9 protein-coding genes, 2 tRNA genes, 3 rRNA genes and 1 pseudogene are annotated in these 19,719 nt (G+C 60.2%); 12 read left to right on the top strand and 3 right to left on the bottom strand.

Annotated features, from left to right (window positions below; genetic code table 11):
• Positions 1-52 precede the first annotated feature (52 nt).
• From AAFL97_RS03280 to AAFL97_RS03290, 3 genes are all read right to left on the bottom strand, one after another.
• Positions 53-550, bottom strand: a complete 498-nt coding sequence (locus AAFL97_RS03280) for a dihydrofolate reductase (protein ID WP_341643697.1) — start codon at positions 548-550, stop codon at positions 53-55.
• Positions 547-1,341, bottom strand: a complete 795-nt coding sequence (locus tag AAFL97_RS03285; protein WP_341643698.1) for a thymidylate synthase — start codon at positions 1,339-1,341, stop codon at positions 547-549. The genes AAFL97_RS03280 and AAFL97_RS03285 overlap by 4 nt, the downstream gene beginning before the upstream one ends.
• 283 nt (positions 1,342-1,624) lie before the next feature.
• Entirely contained in the window at positions 1,625-2,716 is a 1,092-nt protein-coding gene (locus AAFL97_RS03290) for an IS5 family transposase (protein WP_341643699.1), read from the bottom strand.
• Positions 2,717-3,287: 571 nt separating this feature from the next.
• On the opposite strand from AAFL97_RS03290, the gene AAFL97_RS03295 reads away from it, so the two are divergent.
• The 12 genes and pseudogenes from AAFL97_RS03295 (at position 3,288) to AAFL97_RS03350 (ending at position 19,618) form a co-directional block, all read left to right on the top strand.
• Positions 3,288-4,823: ribosomal RNA gene (locus tag AAFL97_RS03295) — 16S ribosomal RNA — on the top strand.
• 82 nt (positions 4,824-4,905) lie between these two features.
• Positions 4,906-4,982: transfer RNA gene (locus tag AAFL97_RS03300), tRNA-Ile, on the top strand.
• Between the two features lie 40 nt (positions 4,983-5,022).
• Positions 5,023-5,098, top strand: a tRNA-Ala gene (locus AAFL97_RS03305).
• 250 nt (positions 5,099-5,348) lie between these two features.
• A 23S ribosomal RNA gene (locus AAFL97_RS03310) occupies positions 5,349-8,231 on the top strand.
• 112 nt (positions 8,232-8,343) lie between these two features.
• Positions 8,344-8,457: ribosomal RNA gene (rrf, locus tag AAFL97_RS03315) — 5S ribosomal RNA — on the top strand.
• The 16S, 23S and 5S rRNA genes sit together here with 2 tRNA genes alongside, the layout of an rRNA operon.
• Positions 8,458-8,818: 361 nt before the next feature.
• Positions 8,819-10,201, top strand: a complete 1,383-nt coding sequence (locus AAFL97_RS03320) for a TIGR03013 family XrtA/PEP-CTERM system glycosyltransferase (RefSeq protein ID WP_341643700.1) — start codon at positions 8,819-8,821, stop codon at positions 10,199-10,201.
• A 72-nt stretch (positions 10,202-10,273) separates the two neighbouring features.
• Complete coding sequence (prsK, locus tag AAFL97_RS03325; RefSeq protein ID WP_341643701.1) at positions 10,274-12,355, top strand: XrtA/PEP-CTERM system histidine kinase PrsK; 2,082 nt, start codon at positions 10,274-10,276, stop codon at positions 12,353-12,355.
• A complete protein-coding gene (prsR, locus tag AAFL97_RS03330; protein ID WP_341643702.1) occupies positions 12,348-13,712 on the top strand; it encodes a PEP-CTERM-box response regulator transcription factor in 1,365 nt (454 codons plus the stop codon). Before prsK ends, prsR begins: the two co-directional genes overlap by 8 nt.
• On the top strand, positions 13,709-16,513 hold the full coding sequence (gene prsT / locus AAFL97_RS03335; RefSeq protein WP_341643703.1) for an XrtA/PEP-CTERM system TPR-repeat protein PrsT: 2,805 nt from the start codon (positions 13,709-13,711) through the stop codon (positions 16,511-16,513). Before prsR ends, prsT begins: the two co-directional genes overlap by 4 nt.
• Before the next feature lie 47 nt (positions 16,514-16,560).
• Positions 16,561-17,840: pseudogene (locus AAFL97_RS03340) on the top strand (nucleotide sugar dehydrogenase).
• Between the two features lie 99 nt (positions 17,841-17,939).
• Positions 17,940-18,821 (top strand): lytic transglycosylase domain-containing protein, encoded by an 882-nt coding sequence (locus AAFL97_RS03345; protein ID WP_341647085.1) that lies wholly within the window; start codon positions 17,940-17,942, stop codon positions 18,819-18,821.
• The gene (locus AAFL97_RS03350) at positions 18,818-19,618 is read left to right on the top strand and encodes a S1 family peptidase (protein ID WP_341643704.1); all 801 of its coding nucleotides are present in this window, start codon (positions 18,818-18,820) and stop codon (positions 19,616-19,618) included. Before AAFL97_RS03345 ends, AAFL97_RS03350 begins: the two co-directional genes overlap by 4 nt.
• Positions 19,619-19,719 lie beyond the last annotated feature (101 nt).

Genomic DNA, 19,719 nt, shown 5'->3' on the forward strand with positions numbered 1-19,719 from the left:
CGCAACGAGGGCCGCGATCAGCGGCCCTCGTTGCGTCATGCGCTGCCTGTGCTCAGCGGTGGCGGTAGCTGACGAAGTCGAAATCGAAGTCGTTGTCCACATCGGCGGTGCGCGCATCGCGCCGCTCCTCGACGAAATCGGAACGATCGAAGAGCGGGAAATGGGCGTCACCCTCGACGTCGGCCCAGACTTCGGTCAGTTCGAGACGGTCGGCGCGGGGCAGCAGGGTGGCGTAAAGCTGGGCGCCACCGATCACGAAGATGCGCTCGGCGTCCGAAGCGGCGGCGAGCGCCGCCTCCGGCGAGTGGAAAGCCTCGGCGCCTTCCGCGCGGAACCGCGTGTCGCGGGTGACGACGACGTTGCGGCGGCCGGACAAGGGGCGACCCAGTGATTCCCAGGTCTTGCGCCCCATGACGACCGGATGGCCCATGGTCATCGCGCGGAAATGCTGCATGTCGGCCTTGAGCCGCCAGGGCAGCCCGTTGTCGCGGCCGATCACGCCGTTGCGTGCGACCGCTGCGATCAGGGTGATTTCAGGAGCCGTGCTCATACAGCTACCGGTGCCTTGATGTGGGGATGCGGATCGTAGCCGTCGATGCCGAAGTCCTCGAAGCGAAAGGCGAAGATGTCCTTCACTTCGGGGTTCATCTTCAAGGTCGGCAGCGCACGCGGCGTGCGTGAGAGTTGCTCGCGTGCCTGGTCGAGATGGTTCAGGTAGAGATGGCAGTCGCCACCGGTCCAGATGAAGTCGCCGGCTTCCAGTTCGCACACCTGTGCAAGCATGTGGGTGAGCAGGGCGTAGGAAGCGATGTTGAACGGTACGCCGAGGAAGATGTCCGCGCTGCGCTGATAAAGCTGGCAGGAAAGGCGGCCGTTGGCGACGTAGAGCTGGAACAGCGCATGGCAGGGCGGCAGCGCCATCGTATCCACTTCGCCCGGGTTCCAGGCGGAGACGATGTGCCGGCGCGAATCCGGGTTGCGCTTGATGCCGTCGATCAGCTTCGTGATCTGGTCGACGGTCGTGCCGTCCTTGTTTTCCCAGCGCCGCCATTGCTTGCCGTACACCGGGCCCAGGTCACCGTTTTCGTCGGCCCACTCGTCCCAGATCGAGACGCCGTTGTCCTTCAGGTAGCGGATGTTGGTGTCGCCCTGCAGGAACCACAGCAGCTCATGGATGATCGAGCGCGTATGGAGCTTCTTGGTCGTCAGCAGCGGAAAGCCTTCCTTCAGCGGAAAGCGCATCTGCCAGCCGAAGACGGACAGGGTGCCGGTGCCGGTGCGGTCGGTCTTGCGGTCGCCATGTTCGAGGACATGGCGCATGAGGTCTAGGTACTGTCGCATGTTCGTTGCGGATCGAATGACGAGCAGGGATGGTACACCCGCTGGTAGGGCTTGGTGCGTCCGGGCTTTCGGCTCATGGGGTCAGGGAAGGATGGGGGGCAATGTCCCTCTCTGATCCAAGCGCAGCTAGCAGGCTGATGCAAAAGAGCTGAACACCGGACTAACCCAGGGGTTCAAATTGATCTTCACAGGGACTTCGTCGAGAGAATGGGGCTTTCAATGCGACCCACATTGCCGGCATGGACGTTCCGAGACCGATCAGCCCCTGGTTCGTTTGCCCGACTCACGCCGTTCCTCCCGCATTTCCCAATTTCGCGATTCTCAACAAGTTGTAGGCTGCGCCAGAAATGAAGGCCGCCATTTGCGTCTTCGCCTGCCCGATGAATCGCGTCTTGCGCAACCCACCGACCGTCTTGAGCCAGCCGAAGATTTCCTCCACCCGCTTTCGCTTGCGTTGGCTGATCCGATAGCCCTCGGTTCGCGTCGTGCGCCCATCGAGTCCAGGCGTGCAGCGATGGTCGATTCGAGCAATGTGCGGCCGGATACGATGCGCGCGCAGGTGCGCCACGAAATCCTTGATGTGGTAACCCTTGTCGGCCGCCAGACTCTTGGGGTGGATACGCCGTCGGCGGGCGCGGGTGAGCATCGTGCGTGCAGCACGGTGCTCGGCCTGCGTCGATTCCGTGATCAGGATGTCGACACACAGGCCATGACGGTTCTCCATGAGCACATGCCCGCCGTAGCTGAGCCTGGCAGGCTGGCCGTTACCCTTTCGCATGAGCCGTGCGTCAGGATCAGTGCTGCTCTGGTGTGTGGCGTTCGAACGCTTCTCACCTTTGAAATTGACCATCCCCGTGCCATCACCACCGTCTTTCGGCGGCTCGCCGTCCTTGCGCTTGAAACTCTTGAACGAGGCCCAGGCTTCGATGAGCGTGCCGTCGACAGTGAAGTGATCCGAGGACAGCAAATGTTGCCGGCGCGCCAGGCTCACCACCTCGTCAAAGAAGCGGCGGGCGATATCAGTCGCCACCAGGCGTTCGCGCAGGCGGCTGAAATTCGACTGGTCCAGGCCTGCGCTCTCCAGGTCCATGTCGAGGAACCAGCGAAAGAGGATGTTGTAGTTCAGTTGTTCGCAGAACTGCCGGTCAGACCGGATCGAGTACAGCGCGATCAGCAATTGCCCCTTGAGCAGGCGCTCAGGCGGAATCGACGGGCGGCCGGTACTCGAGTACAGCGCATCCAGGTCCGCCGAAATGGCACTCAGCGCCCGATCGGCCAATTGCTTCACCCTTCGCAGGGGATGATCGGCCGGTACGCGCGATTCCGGCGAGAAATAATGGAACATCGAGGACTGGGGATCGAGTGGGCCGCGCATCGCTGTCAGGACAAGGGATTGAGGAACGGATTTATGACTATCAACTCGCAGGATCGTTCACTAGGTTATGCATCAACCTGCTAGACCCCATCGATTGCCGCAATCGGTTTCGAGACGGTGGGTTTTGCTGATGCTCTACCCATGCGGCCCGATCCATCCCGCTCCGGTGACTGCTCGTCCGCTCGTCCGCGTTCTGGCTGATGTCCGGATCAATATATCTATTGAATTTTTGCCTTGACGGTTTTGTGTTGGTGTCTATAATGCCGATCTTTCTCGCGGCGCCCGGGTGGTTTGGGTGGGTGATGCGGGGCTTCCGGGTGGGTTTGGAGGCGGGGTTTCCGGGTTGTTTTTCTGGTTTTGGTTTTTCAGGAAGGCAGTTCGGGGTGGTTGACAGGGTGTTGTTTGTTGATCATAATCTCGCTTCTGTGCTGACCGGCACGTTTCTTTAAAAACTTGAACAACCGATAAGTGTGGGTGCTTGGTGGTTGTGGTCTCGGCAGCTTTTTGCTGCGGTTTCACAATGATTAGGTGCTCATACTGCAAGTCAGTATTTTGAGTACTTTGTAGGATTGAACTTAAGAGTTTGATCCTGGCTCAGATTGAACGCTGGCGGCATGCTTTACACATGCAAGTCGAACGGCAGCGCGGGCTTCGGCCTGGCGGCGAGTGGCGAACGGGTGAGTAATGCATCGGAACGTACCCAGTCGTGGGGGATAACACATCGAAAGATGTGCTAATACCGCATACGTCCTGAGGGAGAAAGCGGGGGACCTTCGGGCCTCGCGCGATTGGAGCGGCCGATGTCAGATTAGCTAGTAGGTGGGGTAAAGGCCCACCTAGGCGACGATCTGTAGCGGGTCTGAGAGGATGATCCGCCACACTGGGACTGAGACACGGCCCAGACTCCTACGGGAGGCAGCAGTGGGGAATTTTGGACAATGGGGGCAACCCTGATCCAGCCATGCCGCGTGAGTGAAGAAGGCCTTCGGGTTGTAAAGCTCTTTCGGCCGGGAAGAAATCGCGCTCTTTAATAGAGGGTGTGGATGACGGTACCGGACTAAGAAGCACCGGCTAACTACGTGCCAGCAGCCGCGGTAATACGTAGGGTGCGAGCGTTAATCGGAATTACTGGGCGTAAAGCGTGCGCAGGCGGTTTGCCAAGACAGGCGTGAAATCCCCGGGCTTAACCTGGGAACTGCGCTTGTGACTGGCAGGCTAGAGTACGGCAGAGGGGGGTGGAATTCCACGTGTAGCAGTGAAATGCGTAGAGATGTGGAGGAACACCGATGGCGAAGGCAGCCCCCTGGGCCTGTACTGACGCTCATGCACGAAAGCGTGGGGAGCAAACAGGATTAGATACCCTGGTAGTCCACGCCCTAAACGATGTCGACTAGTCGTTCGGAGCAGCAATGCACTGAGTGACGCAGCTAACGCGTGAAGTCGACCGCCTGGGGAGTACGGCCGCAAGGTTAAAACTCAAAGGAATTGACGGGGACCCGCACAAGCGGTGGATGATGTGGATTAATTCGATGCAACGCGAAAAACCTTACCTACCCTTGACATGTCTGGAATCTTGGTGAGAGCCGAGAGTGCCTTCGGGAGCCAGAACACAGGTGCTGCATGGCTGTCGTCAGCTCGTGTCGTGAGATGTTGGGTTAAGTCCCGCAACGAGCGCAACCCTTGTCACTAGTTGCCATCATTAGGTTGGGCACTCTAGTGAGACTGCCGGTGACAAACCGGAGGAAGGTGGGGATGACGTCAAGTCCTCATGGCCCTTATGGGTAGGGCTTCACACGTCATACAATGGTCGGTACAGAGGGTTGCCAAGCCGCGAGGTGGAGCCAATCCCTTAAAGCCGATCGTAGTCCGGATCGTAGTCTGCAACTCGACTACGTGAAGTCGGAATCGCTAGTAATCGCAGATCAGCATGCTGCGGTGAATACGTTCCCGGGTCTTGTACACACCGCCCGTCACACCATGGGAGTGGGTTTCACCAGAAGTAGGTAGCTTAACCTTCGGGAGGGCGCTTACCACGGTGAGATTCATGACTGGGGTGAAGTCGTAACAAGGTAGCCGTATCGGAAGGTGCGGCTGGATCACCTCCTTTCAAGAGAAAAGAGGTCATGGTTGCCAAGTATCCACAACTTATCGGTTGTTCAGGCGAAGAGCCTCGAAGGTGCATGAGAAGAGGGTCTGTAGCTCAGCTGGTTAGAGCACCGTCTTGATAAGGCGGGGGTCGTTGGTTCGAACCCAACCAGACCCACCAGGATTTAGGGTTGCTTGAAGCCTTGGTTGCTGAAGACAAGGGGGCTGTAGCTCAGCTGGGAGAGCGGCGGCTTTGCAAGCCGTAGGTCGTCGGTTCGATCCCGACCAGCTCCACCAGGTCATGCGCGTTTCGGGAAGTCAGAGATGGTGTTTTAGATAGACACCATCTCTGACTTCTTGATCGGTAGCGATACCGGTTTGAGGTTTGCTCTTTAACAAAGTGGAAGAAGTGTAGTACGCATCGAGCCGGTGCGTACTGCAGTTGTGTGATTGCATTGGCTCAAACTGCGTTGTCAGCACAGTTTGGGCCGCACAAACGAGTTCGACCTGTGACAGGGGTGCTTCTGTGGAGGCACCAAGGTTATAGGATCAAGCGACTAAGTGCATGTGGTGGATGCCTTGGCGATCACAGGCGATGAAGGACGTGTAAGCCTGCGAAAAGCGTGGGGGAGCTGGCAATAGAGCTTTGATCCCACGATGTCCGAATGGGGAAACCCGGCCCGCAAGGGTCATCCCTGGCTCAATACATAGGCCAGAGGAGGCGAACGCGGCGAACTGAAACATCTAAGTAGCCGCAGGAACAGAAATCAACCGAGATTCCGTAAGTAGTGGCGAGCGAACACGGAAGAGCCTGCACGACTAAACCATCAGCTTAGCAAAACGGTCTGGAAAGTCCGACGATACAGGGTGATAGTCCCGTATGCGAAAAGCCGGTGGCGGGTCTGGGCGTGCGACAAGTAGGGCGGGACACGTGTAATCCTGTCTGAAGATGGGGGGACCATCCTCCAAGGCTAAATACTCGTGATCGACCGATAGTGAACCAGTACCGTGAGGGAAAGGCGAAAAGAACCCCGGGAGGGGAGTGAAATAGATCCTGAAACCGCATGCATACAAACAGTGGGAGCCTCGAAAGGGGTGACTGCGTACCTTTTGTATAATGGGTCAGCGACTTACGTTCAGTAGCGAGCTTAACCGAATAGGGGAGGCGTAGCGAAAGCGAGTCTGATAAGGGCGTCGTAGTTGCTGGGCGGACCCGAAACCGGATGATCTATCCATGGCCAGGATGAAGGTGCGGTAACACGCACTGGAGGTCCGAACCCACTAACGTTGAAAAGTTAGGGGATGAGCTGTGGATAGGGGTGAAAGGCTAAACAAATCCGGAAATAGCTGGTTCTCCCCGAAAACTATTTAGGTAGTGCGTCGTACGGACACTTGCGGGGGTAGAGCACTGTAATCGTTGGGGGGGTCACTGCGATCTACCCCGCGATAGCAAACTCCGAATACCGCAAAGTGATATACGGCAGACAGACATCGGGTGCTAACGTCCGGTGTCAAGAGGGAAACAACCCAGACCGCCAGCTAAGGTCCCAAATGCATGGCTAAGTGGCAAACGAGGTGGGAAGGCACAGACAGCTAGGAGGTTGGCTTAGAAGCAGCCATCCTTTAAAGAAAGCGTAATAGCTCACTAGTCGAGTCGTCCTGCGCGGAAGATGTAACGGGGCTCAAGCCATGAACCGAAGCTGCGGATGTGTCTTTGACACGTGGTAGGGGAGCGTTCCGTAGGCCTGCGAAGGTGTCTCGTAAGGGATGCTGGAGGTATCGGAAGTGCGAATGCTGACATGAGTAGCGATAAAGGGTGTGAAAAGCACCCTCGCCGTAAGCCCAAGGTTTCCTGCGCAACGTTCATCGGCGCAGGGTGAGTCGGCCCCTAAGGCGAGGCAGAAATGCGTAGTCGATGGGAAACAGGTCAATATTCCTGTACCGGTTCTAGATGCGATGGGGGGACGGAGAAGGTTAGGTTGGCCATCTGTTGGAATAGGTGGTTCAAGCGTGTAGGCGTGCCCGGTAGGCAAATCCGCCGGGCTGAGCTGAGGCGTGATAACGAGGACCTTCGGGTCCGAAGCAACTGATACCCTGCTTCCAGGAAAAGCCTCTAAGCTTCAGTCTAGAACTGACCGTACCGCAAACCGACACAGGTGGGCTGGTAGAGAATACCCAGGCGCTTGAGAGAACTCAGGAGAAGGAACTCGGCAAATTGATACCGTAACTTCGGGAGAAGGTATGCCCCGTTAGCTTGTAGGAGAACATCCGAAGGGCGAAGGGGCCGCAGAGAATCGGTGGCTGCGACTGTTTATTAAAAACACAGCACTGTGCAAACACGAAAGTGGACGTATACGGTGTGACGCCTGCCCGGTGCCGGAAGGTTAAGTGATGGGGTGCAAGCTCTTGATCGAAGCCCCGGTAAACGGCGGCCGTAACTATAACGGTCCTAAGGTAGCGAAATTCCTTGTCGGGTAAGTTCCGACCTGCACGAATGGCGTAACGATGGCCACACTGTCTCCTCCTGAGACTCAGCGAAGTTGAAATGTTTGTGAAGATGCAATCTCCCCGCGGCTAGACGGAAAGACCCCATGAACCTTTACTGTAGCTTTGCATTGGACTTTGACGGGACTTGTGTAGGATAGGTGGGAGGCTATGAAACCGGGACGCCAGTTCCGGTGGAGCCATCCTTGAAATACCACCCTGGTGTCGTCGAGGTTCTAACCCAGGCCTGTGAATCCAGGTCGGGGACCGTGCATGGTGGGCAGTTTGACTGGGGCGGTCTCCTCCCAAAAGGTAACGGAGGAGTACGAAGGTCACCTAGGTACGGTCGGACATCGTACTGATAGTGCAATGGCAAAAGGTGGCTTGACTGCGAGACCCACACGTCGAGCAGGTGCGAAAGCAGGTCATAGTGATCCGGTGGTTCTGTATGGAAGGGCCATCGCTCAACGGATAAAAGGTACTCTGGGGATAACAGGCTGATTCCGCCCAAGAGTTCACATCGACGGCGGAGTTTGGCACCTCGATGTCGGCTCATCACATCCTGGGGCTGTAGTCGGTCCCAAGGGTATGGCTGTTCGCCATTTAAAGTGGTACGTGAGCTGGGTTTAAAACGTCGTGAGACAGTTTGGTCCCTATCTGCCGTGGGCGCTGGAAGTTTGAGAGGGCCTGCTCCTAGTACGAGAGGACCGGAGTGGACGCACCCCTGGTGTACCGGTTGTGACGCCAGTCGCATCGCCGGGTAGCTATGTGCGGAAGAGATAACCGCTGAAAGCATCTAAGCGGGAAACTCGCCTCAAGATGAGACTTCCCCGGGGCCTCGAGCCCCCTGAAGGGTCGTTGAAGACCACAACGTTGATAGGTCGGGTGTGGAAGCGTGGCAACACGTTGAGCTAACCGATACTAATTGCCCGTGTGGCTTGATCCTATAACCTTGAAACACACTAGAACTCGTAACGTGCGCAACACGCGCACCAATCACACAACACCCACACTTCTTCCTACTTTGCCCTGCACCCCGCGCAGGGAACAAGTCACAGTCTGACGACCACAGCTTTGTGGAACCACCCCTTCCCATCCCGAACAGGACCGTGAAACACAAACGCGCCGATGATAGTGAGGTCCGCCCTCGTGAAAGTAGGTCATCGTCAGACTAACTACACCGTAAAAATGCCCGACCAACACCCCGTGGTCGGGCTTTTTTACGTCTACAGCGACAAAAACACCGCAACACAACACCCCCGGCACACGTCTCGCTACCAGCTGCCAAGGCGCGACGGGCCAGCCTATGCCCGAAAACAGCATGGAAAACCGCCGACTGACGGGGGCGGAAATGTCGTGATAATATACAGAGTTGTTTTGCATTCACGGCGCTTGGCGTGGCCAGTGATGCCGTGGATGTGATGGGTTTAACGCGCTGTAAGGTGTCAGTCGGATAGTCTGTCAGGAAGCTGCTCATGCTCATGTCGGGTGTGAGGGAGCTCCAAAGTGAATGGGTTCAGTCTGGGGTAAACGATGCTGAAGGTCTTCAGTCACTATCTTCCGTCTCACACGCTACAACAGGTGCTGTTCGATGCCCTGCTGCTGTTTCTCGTCGTGTTGGGCACGGTCATCTTCCTGGCGCCGCCCGGGGTTCCTGATTGGGCCGTCTTCGCTCCATCTGCCTTGATTTTTGCGTTGCTGATGGTCGGGCTGAATACCGCGATGGGGCTTTATCGTCCTGTGCTGCAGCGTTGCAAGCGGCAGGCGTTTGCCCGTGTTGCCCTGTCGCTGCTGGTCAGCATCCCTGTGGCCTATGGCGTTTTCGGGCTGCTGCCCTGGGCCGAGATGGCGCCGCATTCTCTGCAATGGACCGTCGTGCTGTTGCTGTCCTCCTTGCTGCTGATGCGGGGCCTGATCAACCAAAGGCAGGCTTCCAGCCTGTTTTCTCCGCGCGTGCTGATCATCGGTACCGGGGCTGATGCAGCTCAGGTCTATCGTGATCTGACTCGCCCACTGCAGCGTAGCGTCGAAGTGGTCGGCTTCCTGCGGAGCGGCGGGGACGAAAAGCTCGAAGTGGATGCGAGGCAGGTCCTGCCGGCGCAGGGGCTGCTCGATATCGTCCGGACCTTGAAGGTCAACGAGGTCATCGTTGCCGTGCGTGAGCGGCGGGGTGGTGTGCTGCCCCTTCGTGAACTGCTGGACTGCAAGCTCGAAGGCGTTCGCATTGTCGATCTGTCGTCCTTTTTCGAAAGGGTCCAGGGGCAGGTGAAGCTCGATTCGCTCAGGGCGAGCTGGTTGATCTATGGTGACGGCTTCCGGCAAGGCCTGATCCGTACCTTCGTGAAGCGTGTGTTCGACATCTGCGCAGCATTGCTGTTGCTGATCCTGGCCATGCCGATCATGCTCGTGACGATGCTGCTCATCCTCATCGAGGATGGCGCTCCGGTGTTCTATCGCCAGGAGAGGGTCGGGCTGGGTGGCCGGGTTGTCCGTGTGACCAAGTTTCGCAGCATGCGCCGTGACGCGGAGAAGGACGGTAAGCCGCGTTGGGCGACGTCCAATGATGATCGCGTGACCAGAGTGGGACGCGTGATCCGCAAGCTGCGGATCGATGAACTTCCCCAGTTGTTCAATGTCCTTGTCGGCGACATGAGCATGGTCGGGCCGCGGCCCGAGCGCCCCTTCTTCGTCGAGCAACTGGCGAGGGAAATCCCTTTCTACAACGTCCGGCATTGCGTCAAGCCTGGCGTGACGGGCTGGGCTCAGGTTCGTTACCAGTATGGTGCCTCTGTCGATGATGCGATGGAGAAGCTCCAGTACGATCTTTATTATGTCAAGAACCATACGCTCATTCTCGACATCCTCGTGCTCTTCGAAACCGTTCGCGTCGTGCTGACGGGCGAGGGGGCTCATTGAGATGCACCGGATGCATGCCGGCTGAAGGCGAAGGTGCATTGGCTGTCGTCGAACTGAAACGAGAGACCTGAAGTGCTGGAGCTTGCCTTTTGGGGTTACGGCACTGCAGCGCTGGCCTTCTTCTTCTTCGGGCTCTACGTCTTCTTCGCATGGCGAGGAGGGCTTCCGGGGGGCGTCCTCCTGGTTGCGGTCATGCTGTCCTGCCTGTGGGCCGCGACCGAAGCGAGTTCCGTCTATTTCACCGGTGCGCCGTGGCCGGTGCTGGGCGTTCTGCTCGACTGCCTTCGCGGTGCGGCATGGTTTGCCTTTCTCATCGTCCTGATGCGTCCCCTGTGGGGGGCACGCGTGCGATGGCCTGCGTATCTCGCCGCAGGGGTCGTTGGAAGCCAGTTGGCTTCGCTGGCTTTCGAGGTGTTCGTGCCGGGCATCGTGTTGCCGATTCGACCGATCCTGGTCGCCTGGCTTGCGCATGCGGTAGTGGGGCTGATGTTCATCGAGCACCTCTATCGGGCGCTTCCCGATGCGTCCCGATGGGGCATCAAGCCCCTGTGCATCGGACTTGGAGCCGGCTACATCTTCGAGTTGTATCTGTTTGCCGATGCCGCCTTGTTCAATCGGATCGATCTCGATGTCATTGCGGTTCGGGGCGTGGCGCATGCGCTGCTGATACCGCTGATCGCGCTTTCTGGGACACGCAGCCCTACCTGGACGCTGCGTATGGCAGTGTCGCGGGAGGTCGTGTTCCATTCCGCCGCTCTCGCCGCTGCCGGGGTCTATCTGCTGGTGATCGCCGCGGTGGCCTATTACGTACGCTATTTCGGAGAAAGTTGGGGGCGGGCGTTGCAGATGGCCCTGCTCTTCGGCGGCCTCGTGCTGCTGGGCGCGCTGCTTTTTTCCGGATCGCAGCGGGCTCGCCTGAGAGTTCTCCTCAGCAAGCACCTTTTCCCGTATCGCTACGACTATCGGACCGAATGGCTGCGATTCACCCAGGCTCTGGCCGCGGCGGACAAGGGGCTCGATCTCGGGCAGTCGGTCGTCAAGGCATTGTCGGATCTGGTCGAAAGCCCTGGTGGAGCATTGTGGCTGCGCGACAGCTACGGCAAGTTCGCGCCTTATGCTCGCCTGAACCGTCCGGCGATCGATGCCGTCGAGTCGATGGATTCCGGACTCTGCCGCTTTCTCGATGAGCGCGAGTGGATCATCGATCTCGAGGAGTACCGGAGCCGCCCCCGGTACTACGACGGCCTCGTGTTGCCGGACTGGCTTTCCAGCTTGCCGGATGCGTGGCTCGTCATCCCCCTCAGGAGCACGGATTCGCTGCTCGGTTTCGTCGTGCTGGCAACGCCTCGTGCGCCGTTCGAGGTGGATTGGGAGGTGCTCGACCTGCTGAAGACTGCCCAGCGGCAGGCCGCAGGCTATCTCGAACGGATGCTTGCTGCGGAGGCCCTGCTCGAAGCCCGCAAGTTCGACTCCTTCAATCGGATGTCGGCCTTCATCGTGCACGATCTGAAGAACCTCGTCGCGCAGCTGTCGCTGATGCTCAAGAATGCGGAGCGCCACGGACACAAGCCCGAGTTCCAGCAGGACATGCTCGAGACTGTGTCGCACGTCGAGTCGCGGATGAGGGGGTTGATGACGCAGTTGCAGGAGAAGCGTCCGATCGATTCGCCCCGTGGCGTCGATATCGTGCAGATCCTGCGCACTGTCTGTGAGTCGAAGCGCAGCCAGTCACCCGTGGTCCAGTTGCTCGACCCGCTTCCCCACCAGGCGATGGTGCTGGCTCATCCCGAGCGCCTGGAGCGAATCATTGGCCATGTCGTGCAAAATGCACTGGATGCCACAAACGAGGATGGTAAGGTGACCGCTCAGCTCAGTCTTGCCGGCGACGGCAAGGTGAGTCTGGTGATTGCAGATACGGGGTGCGGCATGTCGGCCGATTTCCTTCGTGACCGCCTGTCCCGTCCGTTCCAGACGACCAAAGCCAGCGGCATGGGCATAGGCGTGTTCGAGACCCGTCAGTATCTGAACGAGATCGGTGGCGACCTCCAGTTCGAAAGCGAAGTCGGACAGGGGACGCGAGCAACCATCCTGTTGCCATGCTTGTCGGATGGGCGGCAGGATCTACAAGACGGAGCCAGTGAAATTCATGCCTGAAAAGCAGCGGACGCTATTGATCGTCGAGGACGATCCCGCGCTGCAGAAGCAGATGCGTTGGGCCTTCGATGCCTGTGAAACCGTCGTTGCAGACGACAGGGAAAGCGCGATTGCGCAGTTGCGCCGCCACGAGCCTGCAGTGGTGACCATGGACCTGGGGCTGCCGCCGGCGCCTGACGATGTCACCGAGGGGTTTCGGCTGCTGCGCGAAATCCTCGTGCTGGCGCCGGACACCAAGGTGATCGTGCTGACTGGCCAGCATGATCGCGAGAACGCGGTCAAGGCGATCGGGCTGGGGGCATACGACTTCTTCGCCAAGCCTTTCGAGCCCGAGCTGCTGTCGCTCACCATCGAGCGGGCTTTCCGCATGCACGATCTGCAACTCGAGAATGCGCGTCTGTCGGCAATGGGGGCCAGTCCCCTGTCCGGCCTGCTGACGCGCGATCCCGGGATGCTCAAGATCTGCCGTACGATCGAGAAGCTTGCCTCGGCATCGGTCACCGTAGCCCTGTTGGGCGAGAGCGGAACCGGCAAGGAGGTGCTTGCGCGTGGTCTGCACGCGCTGTCGTCGCGTGCCGCGGAGCGCTTCGTGGCAATCAACTGCGCGGCCATTCCCGAAGCCTTGCTGGAAAGCGAGCTGTTCGGTTACGAGAAGGGCGCGTTCACCGGGGCGGTGAAGCAGACGCTCGGCAAGATCGAGACCGCCAACAAGGGCACCCTGTTCCTCGATGAGATCGGTGATCTGCCGATGCCCTTGCAGGCCAAGCTGCTGCGCTTCCTGCAGGAACGGGTCATCGAGCGCGTTGGCGGGCGTGACGAGATTCCGGTCGATGTCCGGATTGTGTGCGCCACGCACCGGGATTTGAAGGAGCAGATCAAGACGGGGGCGTTCCGTGAGGATCTCTATTACCGCCTGGCGGAGATCGTCGTCGACATTCCCCCGCTGCGTGAACGGGAAGGCGACGCCGTACTGCTCTCCCATGCCTTCGTTCAGCGCTATGCGCGCGAGAACGGGCGTGGTTCGATGACGTTGACCGATGATGCGGTCAACGCAATCGAGGCACATCCATGGCCAGGCAACGTGCGGGAACTGGAAAACTGCCTCAAGCGCGCGGTCATCATGGCCGACGGCAACCGCATCACCGCGGACGATCTCGGCTTCGAGACGATCGAGGAGGATCTCGAGCATCTCAACCTGCGACAGGTCCGCGATGAGGCCGAGCGCCGGGCGGTGTTGCGGGTCCTCGCGCGAACCAACAACAACATTGCCCGGGCGGCCGAAGTCCTTGGAATCAGCCGCCCTTCACTCTACGACTTGATGAACCGCTTCGGTTTGAAGAAGGAGAACGGATCGTGAACAACACTGCAGAGGGCCGGCGGATTTCGGCCTGGAAAGGGCGTTCGCGGGGTCTTGCCCTGGCGCTGGTTTCCGCCGCCTTGTTGAGTGCCTGCAGCGACAGCCCGGAGCAGATGCTTGCTTCGGCGAAAGGCTATCTGTCCAACAACGATACCAATGCAGCAGTCATTCAATTGAAGAATGCCCTGCAGGAGAACGGAAACCTCGCCGAGGCCCGCTTCCTCCTGGGACGCATCAACCTGCAGCAAGGCGATACGGTGGGAGCGATCAAGGAACTGCAGCATGCCTTCGACCTCGGTTATGCCAGAACCGAAGTCGTTCCTCTGCTGGCGAGGGCCAGAGTGCGCGCCGGCGAGTTCGATCGCGTACTGACCGATTTCGCCGATGTGAAACTGGATGAGGATGCCGCGCAGGGGCGTCTGCTGGGGGCCGTGGGCGATGCCCATTTCGGCAAGGCGAATGTCCAGGAAGCCATGCGGTTCTATCAACAGGCGCTCACGCTGCGTGCGACCGATGTCGAGGCCGGTATCGGTCTGGCGCGCGCCCGTCTTTTCAGCAACGACCCGACTGGAGCAGAAGAGGCCATCAGGGCCGTTGTTGCGCACAGCCCCGACAATGGCGATGTGTTGGCCGCCTTGTCCGACATCCTGCTGGCGCAAGGCAAGCAGGAAGAGGCGCTCAAGGCCCTGGAAGAGGCCGTGCGCCTGAGTCCCAAGCAAGCCGGCTACCACTATGCGCTGGTCTCCCTGCTGTTTCGTGGCGGCCGATACGAAGAAGGGGTGAAGCACTTCGAGACGATGAAGAAGGCGGCGCCCAATCATCCGTCGACCCGCTATCTCCAGGCCTTCATAGATGCGCGCGAGGGTCGTCTGACCGAAGCGCGTGATTTGCTGACACAGGTCCTGAACCAGGCGCCCAATTTCCTGCCCGCGCAACTGCTCGCCGGCTCGGTGCTGCTGCAACTCAACGACCAGGCGCAGGCCCGCAATCATCTGAACACCGTACTCAGCCGTGCCCCTGGCCAGCAATTGGCACGTACCTTGTTGATCACGTCCCATCTGTCCTCGGGTGAAGCGTCGCGCGCGCTCGAACTGCTGCAGCCGCTGCTCGAGACGCAGCCAAGCGACGCACGCACACTGGGATTGGCCGGACAGGTATTCCTCGCCAACGGCGATCTGGCCAAGGCCGAGGATTACCTGGAGCGTGCGGCCAAGGCGGCGCCGGAAGATCCTCAGGCTCGTTTGCGTCTCGGCGCGGCCCGCCTGGCCAGCGGCGATGCAGAGGGTGCGCTGGCTGATTTCGAAAGCGCATCGTCGATGGACGACGCTGCCATCCAGGCGGACCTGGCTCTGGTCGCCGCCTACCTGCGGCGCGGCGACACCGAGAAGGCGCTCAAGGCCCAGGCCGAGTTGGAGCGCAAGCAGCCGCAGAATCCGCTCGTATATAACCTGCGTGGTGGGGTGATGCAGGCCAGGCAGGACATTCCTGCCGCGCGGGCTGCGTTCGAGAAAGCCTTGTCGCTCAATCCCGATTTCCTCGCTGCCGCAGTGAATCTCGCGCGCCTGGATCTTGGTGAGCGCAAGACGGAGGAAGCGCTGGCACGGATTCGCGCGATTGCCGATCGCAACGCAAAGAACGTCGAGGCCCGTCTCGCGCTGGCGGAACTGCAAGTCGCAACCGGTGCTGCGCCCGCCGACGTGCTTGCCACGCTCGAACGTGCGGAAGCGGCCGCGCCGGGAACCATGGCGCCGGCCCTGGCGCTCATCCAGCATCACTTGCGCAACCGGGAGTTCCCGAAAGCGCTTGCCGCTGCGCAAAAGCTCAGCGCCGCAAGTCCGAACGACGTTCGCGCAGTCGAAGCGCTGGCCCGTGCCCAACTGGCGGCCAATGAAACCCAGCAGGGCATCGCGTCCCTGAACCGACTGGCTGCGCTGCGTCCGCAATCGGTGGCGCCGCTGATCCTGTTGGCCGATGTGCATCGGGGAGCGAAGGACACTGCCGCCGCCGAGCAGGCTTTGCGCAAGGCGCTTGCGATACAACCGGATTCGATCGACGCCCAGCAGCGCTTCGCGGGGCTGTTGCTCGAACGTGGAGCGCGCGAGGATGCGCTGAAGGTCGCCAAGGCGGTGCAGAAGCAGCACGCCGAAAGCCCGGCTGGCTACGTGCTCGAGGCGGAGATCGAATCCGCCGGCAATCGCTGGGCCGAGGCTGCGTCGGCGTATCGCCAGGCCATCGAGCGCGGAAGCGGTGGCGAGGTCGCGATTCGTCTGCATTCCGCGCTGATGCGCGTGGAGCGCAAGGGCGAGGCCGACAAGCTCGCTGCCGACTGGCTGCGGCAGCAGCCGGAAGATCTGGCGATGAGGGGTTATCTGGCCGAGCGGGCACTGGGTGAGACCCGCTATGCGGATGCGGTCGATGGTTTCGAGGCGATGAGGAAGATATCGCCCGACAACCCGATGGTGCTCAACAACCTGGCCTGGGCTGCCAGCCAGGTCAAGGACCCGAAGGCGCTTGAATATGCGGAGCGGGCGCAAAACCTGGCGCCGGACAACCCCGCCATCCTCGATACCCTGGGCGTGATCCAGATCGAGCGTGGCCAGGTCGACAAGGGTCTGGCCAACTTGCAGCGCGCAGTGTCGCTGGCACCGGATCTCGCCCAGTTGCGACTGAGCCTGGCGCGTTCGTATGCAAAGTTGGGGCGCAAGGACGACGCTCGCAAGGAGCTCGATACGATGATGCCCAAACTGGAGGAAAATACGCCCCTGCACAAGGAGGCGACTGAACTCCTGAATTCGCTTTGATGATCCTTACCCATTGATTTGAATACATTGCAACAAGGAATCTGTTCATGAACACCATTGCAGTCGTCGGTCTGGGCTACGTCGGTCTGCCGCTTGCCGTCGAGTTCGGCAAGAAGCAAAAGACCCTCGGCTTCGACCTGTCTCCCCAGAAGGTTGCGGCTTACCGTGATTTCATCGATCCGACCGGCGAAGTCGCCACCGAAGATCTGCGCGCGGCGACGCATCTGACTTGCCACACCGATCCTTCGGTGCTGAAGGAGGCGGATTTCATCATCGTTGCCGTGCCCACGCCGGTCGATGACGCACATCAGCCGGATCGACGCCGCTGGTGAAATCGTCCGAAACCGTCGGCCGCAACATGAAGCGCGGGACGATCGTGGTCTATGAGTCCACGGTCTACCCCGGCGCCACCGAAGAGGTCTGCATCCCCATCCTCGAGCGTGAGTCCGGCCTCGAATGGAAGAAGGACTTCTTCGTCGGCTACTCGCCCGAGCGCATCAATCCGGGCGACAAGGAACGCACGGTGACCAGGATCGTCAAGGTCGTCTCCGGCGATACGCCCCAGACGCTGGAAACGGTGGCGCAGGTATACGGTTCGGTGATCACCGCCGGCGTCTGCCCGGCCAGCTCGATCAAGGTTGCCGAAGCGGCGAAAGTCATCGAAAACACCCAGCGCGATCTCAACATCGCGCTGATGAACGAACTGGCGGTCATCTTCCACAAGATCGGCATCGATACGCTGGAAGTACTCAAGGCGGCCGGTACCAAATGGAATTTCCTGCCGTTCCGGCCGGGCCTCGTCGGCGGCCACTGCATCGGCGTCGATCCCTACTACCTGACGCACAAGGCCGAAATGCTCGGCTACCATCCGCAGGTCATCCTTGCCGGCCGCCGGATCAACGACGGCATGGGCAAGTATGTCGCCGAGCAGACGGTCAAGAACATGATCGCCGCGGGCTCCAGCATCAAGGGCGCCGATGTCGTCGTGCTCGGTCTGACCTTCAAGGAAAACTGCCCCGATCTGCGCAACAGCAAGGTCATCGACGTCATTCGCGAGCTGCAGAGCTACGGCTGCAAGGTCCATGTCCATGATCCGGTGGCCGAATCTGCCGAGGCCGAGCATGAATATGGCGTGAGCCTCTGCACATGGGATGCCCTGCCGCAGGCGCAAGCCATCGTCGCAGCGGTGGCGCACCAGCAGTACCTGGACATGCCCGTTACCGAGCTGTTGCAAAAACTCTCGCCCGGTGGCGTGTTCAGCGACGTAAAATCGGCTTACGATCCGGCGGCGCTCAAGGCCGCAGGGGCAGTTGTCTGGCGCCTGTAAGGGCCATCGTATCGGCGAGGCAGTGTGATGACGAAGCAGTCCGTAGCGATCCGTTCCGGTTTTGGCCATCCCGGATTTTTCAGGAATGGCATGAAATGGATGCTCGGGCTCTTGATCGCGTTGCCTGCGCCGGCTGCATTTGCCATCGACAAGCGCCTGGCCGAGCAGGCCCGGTATCTGGCGCGGGAAGCCCTGAGCTACGAGCATGGCGAAGGCGTTCCGCGTGATCAGCCCTACGCGGCCCGGCTCTATTGCGAAGCCGCTCGCCTGGGCGACGTCGAAGCGATGTATTCCCTGGGCTGGATGTATGCCAATGGCCGGGGCGTCGAGCGCAACGACGCCTATGCCGGTGCATTGTTTGCCCAGGCCGCCCGCAAGGGCCACGAGCATGCCAGGAAGATGCTGCGCTACACGGGAAACGACACTCGCGCGAAGCCCGAATGCCTGCGCAGGCCGGCAGATGTGGTGCGGGAGCGCTGGCCGATCGATGGGCTCATCGCCCGTCTGTCGCCGGAACGACGCGAAATCGCCCGCCTGATGTCGGAGCTGTCGCCGAAGTACGGTATCCAGCCTGTGTTGGCGCTGGCCATCGGCCTGACCGAGTCGGCACTGAATCCGCAAGCCCTGTCGCCCAAGAACGCGATGGGCGTCATGCAGCTGATTCCGGAGACGGCCGAGCGCTTCAACGTCAGCAAGCCCTACGATCCCGAACAGAACATTCGCGGCGGTCTGGCCTATCTGCGCTGGCTGCTGGCCTATTTCGAAGGCGATATCGCCCTTGCCGCGGCCGCCTACAACGCGGGGGAAGGGGCGGTCGACCGCCATCGCGGCGTGCCGCCTTATCGTGAGACGCAGGCTTATGTCGAGCGCATCCTCCGCCACGTCGGACAGGCGCATCACCCCTTCGACCGCAGCGTCGTCTCACCCAGCCGGATGCTGCGCAACCTGCGCCTGGCCGCACAGGAAGGGAGCGGCACATGAGTGCTGAACAGCAGCACGACGGGATTCGCCGGCGGGTGCTGCAAGCGGTTTGTACGTTCGTGGCGCTGACGGCATGTCCTGCGCTTGCGCGGGCGAACCTGGTCGATATCCTGCCCGGCATCAAGCCTTCCGTCGTTGCGGTCGGCACCTATCAGCGTACCCGCAGCCCCGCTTTCCAGTTTCGCGGTACGGGCTTCGTGGTCGGCGATGGCCGCATGATTGCGACCAATGCCCATGTGCTTCCGGATGCGATCGCAAGCGAGAGCATGGAAATGCTGGTAATCGTCGTCCCCGGCAAGGACCAGCAGGGGACGGTTCGGCAGGTCAGCCGCGTTGGCAGCGAACGCAGCCGCGACCTTGCCGTGCTCCGGCTCGAAGGCGGCGAGGCCCTGCCTGCCCTGAAGCTGGCTGCGCGGGAGCGGGTGCAGGAAGGGCAGGAAATCGCGTTTACCGGCTTCCCCATCGGTGCCGTGCTCGGCATGACACCGGTCACGCATCGCGGCATCGTCTCCGCGATCACGCCGATCGGCATTCCGCAGGGCAATTCACGCGACCTCAATCCCGCCCTCATCCGGCGGCTGGCCAACGACGTGTTCCGCGTCTATCAACTCGATGCCACGGCTTATCCCGGCAATAGCGGCAGCCCTGTGTTCGACCCGAAGACAGGCGAGGTCATCGGCGTCATCAACATGGTGTTCGTCAAATCGACCAAGGAGAGCGTGCTGTCCGACCCCTCGGGGATCAGCTATGCGATTCCCGTGGAGTACCTGCACCGCCTGCTGGCGAACGCCCCCTGAACGATACCGGGCTGTATCTGCGGATGGCAGGCACGACAAAAAACCGCAAGACTGGAGCCTTGCGGTTTTTTCTTTGGTCCGTCACCAGGAATCGAAAAATC

Origin of the sequence: Thauera sp. SDU_THAU2, assembly GCF_038260575.1 — a bacterium.
In the GTDB taxonomy this organism is placed as follows: Bacteria; Pseudomonadota; Gammaproteobacteria; order Burkholderiales; family Rhodocyclaceae; genus Thauera.

What these genes read in the sequence shown, in the direction of transcription:
- AAFL97_RS03280 (WP_341643697.1), bottom strand. Translation starts at nt 550, where the DNA reads ATGAGCACGGCTCCTGAAATCACCCTGATCGCAGCGGTCGCACGCAAC.
- AAFL97_RS03285 (WP_341643698.1), bottom strand. Translation starts at nt 1,341, where the DNA reads ATGCGACAGTACCTAGACCTCATGCGCCATGTCCTCGAACATGGCGAC.
- AAFL97_RS03290 (WP_341643699.1), bottom strand. Translation starts at nt 2,716, where the DNA reads ATGCGCGGCCCACTCGATCCCCAGTCCTCGATGTTCCATTATTTCTCG.
- AAFL97_RS03320 (WP_341643700.1), top strand. Translation starts at nt 8,819, where the DNA reads ATGCTGAAGGTCTTCAGTCACTATCTTCCGTCTCACACGCTACAACAG.
- prsR (WP_341643702.1), top strand. Translation starts at nt 12,348, where the DNA reads ATGCCTGAAAAGCAGCGGACGCTATTGATCGTCGAGGACGATCCCGCG.
- AAFL97_RS03345 (WP_341647085.1), top strand. Translation starts at nt 17,940, where the DNA reads ATGCTCGGGCTCTTGATCGCGTTGCCTGCGCCGGCTGCATTTGCCATC.
- AAFL97_RS03350 (WP_341643704.1), top strand. Translation starts at nt 18,818, where the DNA reads ATGAGTGCTGAACAGCAGCACGACGGGATTCGCCGGCGGGTGCTGCAA.